General features: G+C 60.5%; 14 protein-coding genes and 1 pseudogene. 9 read left to right on the forward strand and 6 right to left on the reverse strand.

The features are described 5' to 3' along the window. Positions 1-107: 107 nt before the first annotated feature. A pseudogene (locus tag E3W21_RS06165) lies at positions 108-753 on the reverse strand (glutathione S-transferase N-terminal domain-containing protein). Between the two features lie 146 nt (positions 754-899). On the opposite strand from E3W21_RS06165, the gene E3W21_RS06170 reads away from it, so the two are divergent. Further along, complete coding sequence (locus E3W21_RS06170; protein WP_134418795.1) at positions 900-1,451, forward strand: cysteine hydrolase family protein; 552 nt, start codon at positions 900-902, stop codon at positions 1,449-1,451. Positions 1,452-1,601: 150 nt separating this feature from the next. Here E3W21_RS06170 and E3W21_RS06175 read toward each other — a convergent pair whose 3' ends face one another. The 4 genes from E3W21_RS06175 to E3W21_RS06190 form a co-directional block, all read right to left on the reverse strand. After that, the gene (locus tag E3W21_RS06175) at positions 1,602-1,811 is read right to left on the reverse strand and encodes an SEC-C metal-binding domain-containing protein (protein ID WP_007906737.1); all 210 of its coding nucleotides are present in this window, start codon (positions 1,809-1,811) and stop codon (positions 1,602-1,604) included. Further along, positions 1,808-2,302, reverse strand: coding sequence for an LEA type 2 family protein (locus E3W21_RS06180; protein ID WP_129441748.1), 495 nt, complete (start codon positions 2,300-2,302; stop codon positions 1,808-1,810). Before E3W21_RS06180 ends, E3W21_RS06175 begins: the two co-directional genes overlap by 4 nt. A 149-nt stretch (positions 2,303-2,451) precedes the next feature. Then, positions 2,452-2,928, reverse strand: a complete 477-nt coding sequence (locus E3W21_RS06185) for a YchJ family protein (protein ID WP_129441750.1) — start codon at positions 2,926-2,928, stop codon at positions 2,452-2,454. Positions 2,929-2,932: 4 nt separating this feature from the next. After that, entirely contained in the window at positions 2,933-3,430 is a 498-nt protein-coding gene (locus tag E3W21_RS06190; protein ID WP_134418796.1) for a DUF6231 family protein, read from the reverse strand. Between the two features lie 191 nt (positions 3,431-3,621). Here E3W21_RS06190 and E3W21_RS06195 point away from each other — a divergent pair, with 191 nt between their 5' ends. From E3W21_RS06195 to E3W21_RS06210, 4 genes are all read left to right on the forward strand, one after another. Next, positions 3,622-4,317 (forward strand): OmpA family protein, encoded by a 696-nt coding sequence (locus E3W21_RS06195; protein ID WP_129441754.1) that lies wholly within the window; start codon positions 3,622-3,624, stop codon positions 4,315-4,317. Positions 4,318-4,407: 90 nt separating this feature from the next. Next, entirely contained in the window at positions 4,408-5,124 is a 717-nt protein-coding gene (locus E3W21_RS06200) for an OmpA family protein (protein WP_129441756.1), read from the forward strand. A 146-nt stretch (positions 5,125-5,270) separates the two neighbouring features. Beyond that, on the forward strand, positions 5,271-5,549 hold the full coding sequence (locus E3W21_RS06205) for a DUF1145 domain-containing protein (RefSeq protein ID WP_134418797.1): 279 nt from the start codon (positions 5,271-5,273) through the stop codon (positions 5,547-5,549). Further along, positions 5,542-6,309, forward strand: a complete 768-nt coding sequence (locus E3W21_RS06210) for a collagen-like protein (RefSeq protein ID WP_134418798.1) — start codon at positions 5,542-5,544, stop codon at positions 6,307-6,309. The genes E3W21_RS06205 and E3W21_RS06210 overlap by 8 nt, the downstream gene beginning before the upstream one ends. 158 nt (positions 6,310-6,467) lie before the next feature. Here the strand turns inward: E3W21_RS06210 and E3W21_RS06215 are convergent, their stop codons facing one another. Continuing rightward, positions 6,468-6,932, reverse strand: coding sequence for a CopD family protein (locus tag E3W21_RS06215; protein WP_134418799.1), 465 nt, complete (start codon positions 6,930-6,932; stop codon positions 6,468-6,470). 99 nt (positions 6,933-7,031) lie between these two features. On the opposite strand from E3W21_RS06215, the gene dinG reads away from it, so the two are divergent. The 4 genes from dinG (at position 7,032) to E3W21_RS06235 (ending at position 14,417) form a co-directional block, all read left to right on the forward strand. After that, complete coding sequence (gene dinG / locus E3W21_RS06220; RefSeq protein WP_129441764.1) at positions 7,032-9,176, forward strand: ATP-dependent DNA helicase DinG; 2,145 nt, start codon at positions 7,032-7,034, stop codon at positions 9,174-9,176. Positions 9,177-9,271: 95 nt separating this feature from the next. After that, positions 9,272-11,800, forward strand: coding sequence for a beta-galactosidase (locus E3W21_RS06225; protein WP_134418800.1), 2,529 nt, complete (start codon positions 9,272-9,274; stop codon positions 11,798-11,800). A gap of 242 nt (positions 11,801-12,042) precedes the next feature. Continuing rightward, positions 12,043-13,188, forward strand: coding sequence for a serine hydrolase domain-containing protein (locus tag E3W21_RS06230; RefSeq protein WP_129441767.1), 1,146 nt, complete (start codon positions 12,043-12,045; stop codon positions 13,186-13,188). 113 nt (positions 13,189-13,301) lie between these two features. Beyond that, positions 13,302-14,417, forward strand: a complete 1,116-nt coding sequence (locus E3W21_RS06235) for an OmpA family protein (protein ID WP_134418801.1) — start codon at positions 13,302-13,304, stop codon at positions 14,415-14,417. Positions 14,418-14,433 lie beyond the last annotated feature (16 nt).

Below are 14,433 nucleotides of genomic sequence, written 5' to 3' on the forward strand. Positions count from 1 at the left end.
GAACGGAAAAAGATCGCAGCCTCGTTTCACTCGACAGCTCCTACACGGTTTTGCATTCCCTGTAGGAGCTGTCGAGTGAAACGAGGCTGCGATCTTTTGATCTTCCATCAGGATTTAGGCGGGTTGATCTTGGCCGCGAGGGCATACGCCTTCACCGTCGCCGGACGGCTCTGGATGTGGTTGAACCAGCGCAGCANCGTTGGGGAAGTCTTCCAGGTTCTGGCTCTGCCACTTGTGGGAAACGATCCACGGGTAGATCGCCATGTCGGCAATGCTGTATTCGCTGCCGGCGACGAAGTCTTTATCGGCCAGCTGCTTGTCGAGTACCCCATAGAGGCGGGCGGTTTCGTCGATGTAGCGCTTGATTGCGTAGGGGATCTTCTCCGGCGCGAACTGGCTGAAGTGATGATTCTGCCCCGCCATCGGGCCCAGGCCGCCCATCTGCCAGAACAACCATTGCAGCGCTTGTTGGCGACCGCGCAGGTCTTTGGGCAGGAACTTGCCGGTTTTCTCTGCCAGGTACAGCAAAATCGCCCCGGACTCGAACAGTGCCAACGGCTCACCGCCATCGGCCGGTTCGGGATCGACGATGGCCGGAATTTTGTTGTTCGGGGAGATTTTCAGGAATTCGGGTTTGAACTGGTCGTTCTGGCTGATGTTGATCGGGTGCACGTTGTAGGGCAGGCCGGCTTCTTCAAGGAATATCGAGATTTTGTGGCCGTTGGGGGTGGTCCAGTAATACAGGTCGATCATGGAGTACTCCAAATCTAGAGATGTCGTTACTTGCGGACAGCAAACGCCGGCATCAGGTCGTCCTGTTTGCGTTCGATAGCTTGCCTGTAGGAACAGGTGATGCTGAAGTGCGTGAAATTCAATGACCCCGCATGAGAAAAACCGGCATGGAGCTCAAAACAAACGCGGCACTGATCATCATCGATCAACAAAAAGGCATTCTGCATCCCAAACTCGGTCGCCGAAATAATCTTCAGGCAGAGCAGCGAATCCTCGATTTGCTAGGGCATTGGCGCCGAACCGGGCGACCGGTGATTCATGTGCAGCACTTGTCCCGGTCGCCGGAATCGGTGTTCTGGCCGCAGCAATCGGGTGTGGAATTTCAGGAGCGGTTTCAGCCACAGACCGGTGAGCAGCTTATTCAAAAGCAGGTGCCGGATGCGTTTTGTTCGACGGGGCTTGAGCGGACTTTGCGAGAGGCGGGGATCGATCAGTTGGTCATTGTTGGCGTAGCGACCAACAACTCGGTGGAATCCACGGCGCGAACGGCCGGGAATCTGGGGTTTGAAACGTGGGTCGTGGAGGATGCGTGTTTTACCTTCGACAAGGCTGACTACTTTGGGAAAACCCATACAGCCGAGGAAGTGCATGCGATGTCGCTGGGTAATCTACAGGGCGAATACGCGACGGTCGTGAGCGTTGCGCAGATCCTGAAGTGAGGGTGACTTTGAGGGCCTCTTCGCGGGCAAGCCCGCTCCCACAGGGGATTTGCAGTGGCCGCAAAAATTGGGCCTGGTGCAACTCAAATGTGGGAGCGGGCTTGCTCGCGAAGGCGATTCAACAGGCGAAGAAGTTCTTCGCCCGAAGCATCAAGCGCCGTGGCACTTCTTGAATTTCTTGCCGTTGCCGCATGGGCAAGGGTCGTTGCGGCCGACGTCTTTCAGGGCGTTGCGCACCGGTTCCTGGTGGGCGTGGCCGCAGTTCGGGCCGTGGACATGGCCATGGTCGTGATCATGGTGGTCGTGATGGTCATGATCGTGGTTGCAATCAGGGCCATGGACATGGGGTTGCTGGGTCATCGGTTTTGCTCCGGAATTAAATCGGCGGGGATTATCACGCCATTGCGCGCCAGGTGCACGTAGTGCGCGATGAATAAACCGGTTTCCAGTTCACCTTCCAGACGATAGGGAATGGGCTGCTTGGGTTTTTTCAGCAGTTTCACCAGATCCCGCACCTTGGGCCACAGGTTGGTGCGGATCGGCACTTTGAAGTAGGCACTGCGTTTGGGGCCGACTGTGAACCAGTGTTCGTGCTCACCTTCGGTCAGCAGCATGTCGCCCAAGTGAATGCGGTACTCGATGCCCCGCACTGTCAGGTCACTGTCGTTGGGGTTGTCGACGCGAAAGTGCAGCAGGAATTTTTGCTGCATCAGTTTGGCCTGGACCACTTCGACCTTGACCAGATGCACCTGCGGTTCCGGTTCATCATCGCCGAACCAGGACGCACAGCCGCCAAGCCCCAGAAACAGGAGCAGGGTGAACAGATAAAGTGCGGGTCGCCGGGTGATCATGGTCGGGTTTCTCCCTTGAGCACCAGTCTAGCCCTAAAAGATCGTCCGAACGCGGCCCGAGCCTTCGGCAGCTCTTACACTGGATCGGCGTACACCCGTAGGAGCTGCCGAAGGCTCGGGCCGCGTTCGGACGATCTTTTTACGTCACTTCAACTGGTGAAATAACCCGCACAACACTTTTTGAATTTCTGTCCGCTGGCGCAAGGGCACGCATCATTGCGTCCGGCCTTGAGTTGTACGGTGGGGTCGATGAAGTACCAGTGGCCGGCGTTCTGCACGAACGACGAGCGCTCGCGGTGGCTGTGTTCACCGCTGCCGTCGTGCCAGCGCGCGGTGAAGGTCACGAAGGCATGTTCCGGCTGACCGCCCAAGACCTCGGAGCTTTCCACTTCAAGGCCCAGCCAGGTGCTTTGGGCGCTCCAGTCGCTGATGGACTGTCGATCCAGGCCTGCCTGTTGTGCGGGCAGGGTGGTCGCCACCAGATAATCGATCAGCCCCAGTACGTAGGCGCTATAGCGCGAACGCATCAAGACTTCGGCACACGGCGCCGGATGACCGGCATGGTAATGGCCGCAGCAGGCATCAAGCAGGGTGCCGCTACCGCAGGGGCAAATGGATGTACTCATTGCGTTACCACCAATATTTCCCGAAGTTTTCCGGATTGGCCCAGAACCGTGAGTTGAGCCAGTCGGGGACTTGTTTGTAGTCAAGCAGATCATAGGTGAACAGGGTCAGCACTTGATCGTCGCGCTGGAAGCGTTCGCTGGCTTGCAGGGCCAGGGAGAAAAAGTCGGTCTCCTGCCAGCCGCTGGCCGGCAAGTCCGCCAGCACCGCGATGCGACTGGCGTTGAGGTTACGGATCCCGCCAAGCAGGTTCAGGCCATCGCGTTTGGGCAAATGTTCGAGGCAATCGACCACCAGTGCCAGGTCAAACCGGCGCGCCGCCAGTTCGGCAGGCAATGGTCCAGGTGTCGCATGGGCCACACGAGTGTCCGGGTGCGCCAGCTTGAAGGCCTCAAGCGCGGGGAACTCGCTGGCGCCAATCAGCAACAGGCGCGCGGGGGCATAACGATCAAGCAAAGCGGCCAACGCCTGCTGGGGCGTGCGCGAAGAAATACCTGCAATCATCGAAGATCCTCAATCAGAGCTGCCAAGACTAGCCTGCTCCAAGGACCGGGCCTAGAGCTGGTTCGTCCTAAAAGCGCCGATCTGCCGTGAACACGGGTTAAAACTGCAATGGCCTATTGCTGGCGGAGATTAAAACTCGGGTCTTTACTACCTGAATCGGTTCTCTGCCGATCCCCTCAGGAGAAAACTAGATGAGCATAGTTCGCACAGCATTACCCTTGGTTCTGCTAACCAGTGTGTTGACTGGTTGCGCAGGTTTGCAGAAAACCGACTGGCCGACCTGTGCGGCGGTCGGTGGTGTCGTGGGCGCAGGTCTCGGCGCGACCGAGAGCTCGGCATGGGCGGGGTATGGCGCGCTGCTCGTCGGCGGCACGGCTGCGGCCTATTGCTGGGTTCACGGTGATGGCGACGAAGACGGCGATGGCGTGCCGGATAGCCGCGACAAGTGCCCGGGAACACCTAGAGGCGTGCGGGTCGATGCCGACGGTTGCCCTCCACCGGTGCCTGCGCCAGTGGTCGAAGAAGCGGCCGTGGTTAAAGAAGAAGTCATCGTCATTCGCGATGTTCACTTCCAGTTTGACAAGGCCACACTGACCCCGGCCGACAAATTGGTACTCGATAAAATCGCCACTCGCTTGAAAGGGGAAGCGCCTAACGCCCAACTGACTGTAACCGGTCACACCGACAGCGTTGGCAGCGATACCTATAACCAGAAACTGTCGGACCGTCGAGCGCACTCGGTGGTCGAGTACCTGATTTCCCAAGGCGTACCCCGCAGCGAATTCGTGTCTGTTACCGGTGCCGGTGAAAGCCAGCCGGTTGCCGATAACAAAACCGCTGACGGCCGCTCGATGAACCGTCGCACGGAAATCAAAATCAACCGCTAACCCCCTCGTACTCCGCGGCTTGTGCAGTCGCGGATGCGGGTCTTTACTCCTGTGTGACCGGCATTGGCCGGTAACACAGGAGCTTTCACCATGAGTGTTCTCACACGGACCGTCTTGCCGGTTGTGCTGCTTGGCAGCCTGTTGACCGGTTGCGCTACTCACAGCGATGGCACCGCCCCCCTCAATCAACGAACCTGGCCAATCTGCAGCGTTATCGGCGGCCTGGTCGGTGGCGGCCTGGGCGCTCTCCAAAGTAGCGGTTGGGCGGCCGGTGGGGCGGCGCTTGGTATCTTGACCGGTGGCTTGATCTGTTACGCCCAGGATGGCGACGAAGACGATGATGGAGTCTTCGATCGACGCGATCGCTGCCCTGATACGCCGGCCAATACCCCCGTCGAACATCATGGTTGCCCATTGCCGCAGTACCCGGCCAGCGTGAAACCTGAACCTGCTCAATCGGAGGTCATCACCCTGAGCGACGCGGGCGACGTACTGTTTGCCTTCAACCAATCCGAACTGACCCCAGCCGCGCAGAGCAAGCTGGATTCGCTGATGCCCAAACTGCAAAGCGCCGATGTGGTGAGCATCAAGGTGATCGGTCATACCGACAGCATCGGTTCGGACACCTATAACCAGGCACTCTCGGAACGTCGCGCCAGTAGCGTGGCGGCCTACCTGTTGAGTCAGGGCGTGGCGCCGAACAAGCTCACCAGCGAGGGCAAGGGCCAAAGTCAGCCAGTGGCCGATAACGAAACGGAAGAAGGGCGGGCGAAAAACCGTCGGGTGGAGTTGCACATCAATCGCTGAGCCCCGTGATAGAGCCGTCGGACCACAATTGAAGTCAGTCCGACGGCCATTCGGCGGTCTTATGAAGAATTTTCCGCTGCCCTCTGGCTTATCCCGCGTGGAAGCCGGTACTGTGCGCGCAAAGAATAATTGTCAGCGGGGAGCGTATGAACGTGTTTTGGGGGCTTGGGAAGTTGTTGACCCTGCTGTTCTGGCTGGTGGTGCTGGTCAATCAGCTCATGCCGTTTGTCAATCCTCTGCACCTGCTGGTCGATCTGGCCGGCAGCCTGCTGGCCTGCCTTCATCTTCTTGAGGCGGTGTTCTGTTTTCGCAGCCTCAGAGGTCGCGCCCACCCTTGGCTTGATCGCCTGAAGATCCTCTTTTTCGGCGTTTTCCACCTGCAAACCATCCCGGCTCCGACCGCGCCTAAGGCTTCCCATGCGTAAACTCTGTCTGCTCGCTGCACTCATCAGCCCGTTGGCCTGCGCCCAGGTGGTGAGCGTCGAAACCAACTCGCTGATGCGTTTGCCCAACACCGCCAGCACCTTGCAGCTGGAACGCCTGGAAGTGGCCGACTACGGCACGTTGTTGATTCCCTCGAATGTGACCGAGGTATCCGTCGGTGAATTGCGTCTGGGTCGTGAAGCGCGGATCGCCATCGTACCCGGCGAACAGCCGCTTGAGCTGAAGGTCAGTCGTGCGCAGTTGTCGGAAGGCAGCCAGATCACGGCTCGCGGCGCGCCGGGGACTTACCTCAAGGCCGCCCGCTCCGGGCGTAACCTGAACATGCAGATCAAGGCACTGAGTGCGCCGCAATTGTTGGTGGACGCTCGCGGCGGCGCGGGCGCACCGGGTTTCGTCGGTCTCGATGGGGCCAACGGTCAGGCACCGGGTTGTACCTGGGGCCAGGCCGGCCGTGGTGCCGACGGCAGTGATGGAAGTGACGGTCAGCCGGGCGCGCCGGGTGCACTGGTTCGTCTGGAAGTGCCGCGTGATTACCCGGCGGAACTGATCAAGGTCCAGGTGGCCGGCGGTGACGGTGGTGTGGCCGGGCCTGGCGGTAAACCGGGCGCGGGTGGCAAGGCCAAGGGCTGTTTCGTTTACAAGGCCGATGGCGGCAAGAGCGGCCGCCCTGGGGTTGATGGTCAGCCGGGGTCTGCCGGTGCGGCGGGTTCGGTGACCTTGCAGCGGTGTAAGAATGACTGAGCTCCCCTGTGGCGAGGGGACTTGTCGGAATGCCGCATCACCCCGTTCGGCTGCGAAGCAGTCGTAAAACCTGTGTGTGCGGTGTATCTGTAGGAATGCAGTGGACCGCTGCGCGGTCCAACGGGGACAAGTCCCCTCGCCACAAAAGCTGTGAGGCTTTAGAACATCGGGCGAGCCGCAGCAATCGCCACCAGCACCAACCCGACAATCAGATTAATCCCCACCAACTTGCGAATTTTCCCAAGCGTAGCAGCCCCGGTCGGCCAATCCTGCGCCGCCACCGCCGTGCGCAACTCTGGCAACAACAACGCCTGAATCCGGATAAACAGCGCCGTCATCACCACGTACAACCCCATCATCACCTGCACATACCGCGGCGCCGCTTCAAAACCGCTGTACTGCAAATGAATCATGCCCACACCGCTGACCGGCAACAGCACCACCGCGACCCAGACCCAGCGGAAAAAACCTTGAAACACTTCTACCCACAGCTTCAAACGGGCAGGGCCTTCCAAAGCCTTCATCGCCGCGGGGCGCAAGACCATCCACGCGAAAAACATGCCGCCAACCCACACCAGGGCTGACAGTACATGCAGGGTATAAACAAGGCCAAAAGGTGTCATTGGGGTACTCCGTTCTGCGCGGGATTAATTAGCGGGGTATGATAGCGGCCGATCCGAACCACTGAAAATTTATCCAGCGTTTTTTGCGCCCGACAATCCATGATCAGCACTGAACTCAAAACCACGATCCAGGGCGCCTACTCGCGTTTTCTCGAAGCCAAGAGCCTCAAGCCGCGCTACGGCCAACGCCTGATGATCGCCGAAATTGCCAAGGTCCTCGGTGACATCGACACCGACGACGAAGGCCGGCGCAGTGGCGACCCCGCGATTGTCGCGGTGGAAGCCGGCACTGGTACCGGCAAAACCGTGGCCTACAGCCTGGCCGCCATTCCCACTGCCAAGGCCGCCGGCAAGCGCCTGGTGATTGCCACGGCCACCGTGGCCCTGCAAGAGCAGATCGTCTACAAGGATTTGCCCGACCTGATGCGCAACAGCGGGCTGAATTTCAGCTTTGCCCTGGCCAAGGGGCGCGGGCGCTACATGTGCCTGTCCAAGCTCGACATGTTGCTCCAGGAAGGTCACGCGCAAACCGCCACGGCGCAGCTGTTTGAAGAAGAAGGTTTCAAGATCGAGGTCGACGAGGCCAGTCAGAAGCTGTTCACCAGCATGATCGAGAAACTCGCCGGCAATAAGTGGGACGGCGACCGTGACAGTTGGTCCACCGCCCTGGAAGATGCCGACTGGGCGCGCCTAACCACCGATCACAGCCAATGCACCAACCGCCATTGTCCGAACTTCGGCCAGTGCGCCTTCTACAAGGCCCGCGAAGGCATGGGCAAGGTCGACGTGATCGTCACCAACCACGACATGGTCCTGGCCGACTTGGCGCTGGGCGGCGGCGCCGTGCTGCCGGACCCGCGTGACACCATCTACGTGTTCGACGAAGGCCACCACCTGCCGGACAAGGCCATCGGCCATTTCGCCCATTACACGCGTCTGCGTTCCACCGCCGACTGGCTGGAAACCACCGCCAAGAACCTCACCAAGTTGCTGGCCCAGCACCCGCTGCCGGGCGATCTGGGCAAGTTGATCGAACAAGTGCCGGAACTGGCACGGGAGATCAAAACCCAGCAGCAATTCATGTTCACCGCCTGCGAGCAGGTCGCCGATTTCAAACCCGGCGAAGACGTTGAAGGTCGCGAACGGCCGCGTCATCGCTTTGTCGGTGGGGTCGTTCCCGAGCACATGCGCGAAATGGGCATCGAGCTGAAGAAGGGCTTTGCCCGTCTGACCGATGTCTTTACCCGACTGACCGAACTGCTCAAGGAAGGCATGGACGGCGAGGTCAACATCGGCATCGCCAGCAACCAGGCTGAAGAGTGGTACCCGCTGTTCGGTAGCCTGTTGTCCCGCTCTTCGGGCAACTGGGAATTGTGGGGCGCTTTCACCGCTGAAGACCCGGAAGACAACCCGCCGATGGCCCGCTGGCTGACCCTGGCCGAAAGCGGTTCGCTGTTCGACATCGAGGTCAACGCCAGCCCGATCCTCGCGGCAGAAATGCTCCGTCGCAATTTGTGGAACGTGGCCTACGGCGCTCTGGTGACCTCCGCCACCCTGACCGCGCTCGGTACCTTCGACCGCTTCCGCATGCGCGCCGGCTTGCCGAAAAAAGCCGTGACCGCAGTGGTTCCAAGCCCGTTTCATCATGCTGATGCTGGCGTGCTGCGAGTGCCGGACCTGAAGGCCGATCCGCGTGATGCGCCGGCCCACACCGCGGCGATCATCCGTGACTTGCCAGCCTTGGTGGAAGGTTCGCGGGGCACCCTGGTGCTGTTCTCTTCGCGCAAACAGATGCAGGACGTGTTCGACGGCCTTGACCGCGACTGGCGCAAGCAAGTGTTCATTCAAGGCAACCTGTCGAAACAGGAAACCCTGAACAAGCACAAGGCGCGGGTCGATGGCGGCGATTCCAGCGTGTTGTTCGGCCTGGCGAGTTTTGCCGAAGGGGTCGACTTGCCCGGCGCGTATTGCGAGCACGTGGTGATCGCGAAGATTCCATTCTCGGTGCCCGATGATCCGGTCGAAGCGGCCCTGGCCGAGTGGATCGAGGCTCGGGGTGGCAATCCGTTCATGGAAATCTCCGTGCCGGATGCTTCGCTGAAGCTGGTCCAGGCCTGCGGTCGCTTGCTGCGCACCGAAGAAGACCGCGGCACCATCACCTTGCTCGATCGACGGCTCGTCACCCAGCGTTACGGCAAGGCAATCCTCAATGCGTTGCCACCCTTCCGTCGTGAAATTTCCTGATACACCGGTGGGCAAATTTGTCCACCGCGTTGTCTATCTCTCTGCCATCGCTTTTCCACTGGCCAATGTTGGTCGTTAGGGAGAATTTCGTTCTCATGATTCGCCGTTCGCTGCGCCGTTCGTTACCTGCCGTTTTCGCTCTGATGTTCGCAGCCCCTTTGCTGGCGGCCCCTGCCGGCCAACAGACGCTGTTCAACTTTGTGCGCCCCACCGATGTGGTCCAAGTGGCGACTCAGGACGCCAGCCTGCCGCAATCCAACGCCGAGCAAACGGCCGAAGGCGAAGTGCTGCGTCGGGTGACGTTCAATCCGGTGGCACAACCGACCTTGCGTCTGACCCCGCAGACGGGCGCCTGGGACTGGTCCCAGGCGGGCTTCATGAGTTTGCGGATTCAGAGCGCAATGAACTGGGCCGTGACCCTGTACGTGACAATCCAGAGCAACGACGGCAAGACACTGGTCAGCCGCGTCGACTTGCCGGCCGGCCCTGCGCAAACTTTATGGGTGCCGCTGCAGCCATTTACGCCATTGAACCTTGGCCTGAAAGCCGGCCCGCCGATGCCGATCACTTTTGAGGGGCAGCGCGTATTGCTGGCCAGCAGCGCCGGTGAGCTGGAGCGCAGCCAGGTGGTGTCGGTGACCTTGTCGATGGATCAGCCGAAAGTCGCGCAAAGCATTCTGCTTGAGCGCTTTGGCGTGCAAGACGGCGATGCGGTTACCCAAGCGGCTTTTGGCGGCCTTGTAGACGCTTACGGCCAGTCGACCCGGGCCAAATGGCCAGAGAAAGTCAGCAGCGACGAGCAACTGAAAAGCGCCGCCGCCAAGGAACATCAGCAACTGAAAACCTGGCTGGCCGAGCGCGAAAAGTCGTCCCTGGACAAGTTTGGTGGCTGGAACAAAGGCCCGGCATTCAAGGCCAGCGGGTTTTTCCGCACTGAGAAGCGCGACGGTCGCTGGTACCTGGTGACCCCGGAAGGCCATCCGTTCTATTCCCTCGGGGTCAACACCGTCACCCCGGACGTCGACCAGACCTACGTCGCGGGCCGCGAGTGGATGTTTGAATCCCTGCCCAAACCCGACGAGCCGCTGGCCAGCCACTATGGCGAAGGCGATAACCGTGGCGGCAACGGCGTCGATCAGGGCCGAGGCTACAATGCCGGTCGCTGGTACGACTTCTATGGCGCCAACTTGCAGCGTCTGTATGGTCCGCCGTGTGTGGTGACCAGCGACACTAAGGCCGGTGTCGCCGAAGCGGCCAAGGCTGACGCGGTTGCGGCAACGGCAACGGTAGAAAAGGCTGCTGAGCAACCTGTCGTTCCTTCTGCGGCCGAATCCGGTGTCGCCGAAGCCGCCAAGACCGGCGCCGTTGAAGCGACCGCCGCCATAGCAACTGAGCAAACACCTGCCGAACCCTGCAAAGCGGTGGTTGATGAACAGCGCTGGGCCAGTCACACCCTTGATCGCCTGCAAGCCTGGGGCTTCAACACCCTCGGCAACTGGAGCGCCCCGGCGCTGGCCAACGCTGATCGCGTGCCGTACACCTTGCCGCTGTCGATCGTCGGCGATTACGCCAGCATCAGCACCGGCACCGACTGGTGGGGCGGCATGCCCGACCCGTTCGACCCACGATTCGCCATGGCCACCGAACGTGCCGTGGCCATTGCCGCGCGCGATCATCGCGATGATCCATGGCTGATCGGTTACTTCGCCGATAACGAACTGGCCTGGGCCGGCCCCGGCGACGACCCGAAAGCCCGTTACGCCTTGGCCTACGGCACCTTGAAAATGACCACCGACGTACCGGCCAAGCGCGCATTCCTCAAGCAATTGCGGGACAAATACCGCAATCAGGCGGGCCTATCCAAAGCCTGGGGCATTGATTTGCCGGCCTGGGAATTGATGGAAGACCCGGGCTTCGTGCCGCCGCTGCCAAGCGCCGAACACCCGGAAATCGAAGCCGACTTCAAATACTTCCAGAAGGTTTTCGCCGACACGTACTTCAAGACCCTCTCCGATTCGCTCAAGTGGCACGCGCCGAATCAGCTGTTGCTGGGTGGCCGGTTTGCCATCAGCACACCGGAAGCGGTTGAATCCTGCGCCCAGTATTGCGACGTGCTGAGCTTCAACATGTACACCCTGCAACCGCAGGACGGTTATGACTTCGCCAAGCTGCGCAGCCTGGACAAACCGGTGCTGATCACCGAGTTCAACTTCGGCTCCGCGGATCGCGGTCCGTTCTGGGGCGGCGTGACGCAATTGGCGAAGGAAGAGGACCGTGGGTCGGCTTACGCCAATTTCCTCAAACAGGCGATGAGCGAACCGTCGATCGTCGGCGTGCACTGGTTCCAATACCTTGACCAACCGGTTACCGGTCGTCTGCTGGATGGCGAGAACGGGCACTTCGGGCTGGTGGGCATTACCGATCTGCCGTTCCAGGGGTTCGTCGACAGCGTTCGCAAGAGCAATTTGCAGACCGTCGATCAGCTCGGTAAAGAGGCCGAGAAGGCCAAGGCTGAGGCGGATAAAGCCGGTCAAACAGCGGAGGGCGGCAGAAAAGGCGAGGCTGGCAAAGGCGCAGGGCAGGGCGCTGGCCATGCGGGTGGGCATTCCGGCAATGGCCATTAAATAGCTGAAACCGTGTCATCGTTCTTCGCGAGCAAGCCCGCTCCCACATTCAATCGCATTCTTTCTGAAAGAACTCGGTCGAATGTGGAAGCGGGCTTGCTCGCGAAGGCGTCCGCCAAGGCACCCTAAAGATCTGATCCAATCCATAGGTGGGCGACCGCCCAGCTTGCCACAGTTCCCAAAACCCTCTAGGGCTGGAACAATGCGGCCACTTTGTAGAACATTATCCAGAGGAGTTGCGGGTGCAGATTCAGGGTTTTTACGAGCTGAAGTTCGAAGCGGTGCGTGAGGCTTTCGCGGCGCTGTTCGACGATCCTCAGGAACGTGGCGCAGCGTTGTGCATCCAGATTGGCGGTGAAACCGTGGTCGACCTTTGGGCCGGTAGCGCTGACAAGGATGGCACCGAAGCCTGGCACAGCGACACCATCGCCAACCTGTTCTCCTGCACCAAGACCTTCACCGCTGTCACCGCCCTGCAACTGGTGGCCGAAGGCAAGCTGCAACTGGATGCCCCGGTTGCCCGCTACTGGCCCGAGTTCGCCGCCGCCGGTAAAGAGTCCGTGACCCTGCGTCAATTGCTCTGCCATCAGGCCGGTCTGCCGGCGCTGCGTGAGCTGCTGGCCCCGGAAGCCCTTTACGACTGGCAAACCATGGTTGACGCCCTGGCCGCCGAAGAACCGTGGTGGACGCCGGGCGTCGGTCACGGTTACGCCGCGATCACCTACGGCTGGCTGGTCGGTGAGTTGCTGCGTCGTGCCGACGGTCGTGGGCCGGGTGAGTCCATCGTGGCGCGGGTCGCAAAGCCTTTGGGGCTGGATTTCCACGTCGGCTTGGCGGACCAGGAGTTTCATCGCGTGGCGCACATCGCCCGTGGCAAGGGCAATGTCGGCGACGCCGCCGCCCAGCGCTTGCTGCAAGTGACGATGCGCGAGCCGACGGCCATGACCACGAGGGCGTTCACTAACCCGCCGTCGATCATGACCAGCACCAACAAACCCGAGTGGCGGCGCATGCAGCAACCCGCCGCCAATGGCCATGGCAATGCCCGCAGCCTGGCCGGGTTCTATGCCGGTCTGCTCGATGGCAGCTTGCTGGAAAGCGAAATGCTTGACGAAATGACGCGCGAGCACAGCCTCGGCGAGGACAAGACTTTACTGACCCGGACCCGTTTCGGCCTTGGTTGCATGCTCGATCAACCGGACGTCCCCAACGCCACCTACGGCCTCGGCCCTCGTGCGTTCGGTCATCCGGGTGCGGGCGGTTCCACCGGTTTTGCCGATCCGGAACACGATGTGGCCTTCGGCTTTGTGACAAATACCCTTGGGCCGTACGTCTTGATGGATCCGCGCGCACAAAAACTTGTGCGAGCACTGGCCACTTGTCTGTAAAACGCGCTCAGGGGTTCCAGGGCCGGAACCCCAAGGCCTTTTTGATTTCCAAGCGTCTGTTTATCCGGGTCAATCCGGCCTGATAGTTCATTACTTCATTTTGTGGATATCCAATGTCTTCCAATAAAACCCTCGCTTTGGCCCTGTGCTTCGCTATTACCGGTTGCGCACAAACTCCACAAAATGACTCGGATGGCGGCAGCTGGTGGCCGTTCGGTTCCTCCGACAAAGTCGCTGCTAAAACCCCGGCCCCGGCACCCCTCAAGCCTGCCGCGACCGCTCCGGTGGCCAAGACTGAAAGCGCCAGCCATTGGTACTGGCCGTTCGGTTCCGATGACAGCGCCGACAAGACCCCGGCCAAGCCAGAAGTAAAACCAGAGGTAAAACCTGAAGCCAAACCTGCCGCTGTGGCCAAAGCTGAGGCCGATGCAGGTGGCAAATGGTGGTGGCCGTTCGGCGGCAAGGAGCAAAGCACTGCCAAAGCCGTTCCGATGCCTGATCCTAAAGTTACCCAAGCCTGGCTCGACGACTACGAACCGCGCCTGCGCGAAGCGATCAAGGGCAGCAACCTGCAACTCGAGCGCCGTGAAAACGTATTGGTGGTGACCGCGCCGGTAGAGGGCTCGTTCAACCCTGACCGTCCGGCCATGCTGCTGCCGGTGACCCTCGGCCCGTTCACTCGCGTCGCGAAAATCCTTGAAGTTGATCCGAAAACTGCCGTGCTGGTTCTCGGCCACAGTGATACGTCGGGCTCCGCACCGGCCAACGTGAAACTGAGCCAGGAGCGTGCCCAGGCCGTTGCCGCGATTTTCCGCCTCAGCGGTTTGCAGCGTGATCGCCTGATGCTGCGCGGTATGGGTGGCGAAGCCCCGCGTGCTGCCAACGACAGCAATGAAGGCCGTGCCTTGAACCGTCGCGTCGAACTGCTGGTGACCCCGCAAAACACCATGGTCGCGTTGCTGAGCAAGTACAACATGCCGGCGCCGGCGCCAGTGAGCCAGGTCGCTGCCAAGGACATCAAGCCAGTGGCCACGCCGGTCACCCCTGCGCCAGCCGCGAAAAAAGCGGCTGTACCCGCCGCGAAAAAGGCCCCGACCAAGAAAGCCGCCGCCAAGAAGTCGCCAGCTAAAACCGCGACTCCGGCGAAAAAGACTGCTCCGGCCAAAGCCGCTGCCGACTCGAAAAAAGTCACCGCCGCTGCCCCCGACGCCGACGCCACAAAGAAGTAATTCGTTAACTAAAAGG

Origin of the sequence: Pseudomonas sp. F01002, assembly GCF_004402115.1 — a bacterium.
In the GTDB taxonomy this organism is placed as follows: domain Bacteria; phylum Pseudomonadota; class Gammaproteobacteria; order Pseudomonadales; family Pseudomonadaceae; genus Aquipseudomonas; species Aquipseudomonas frigoris.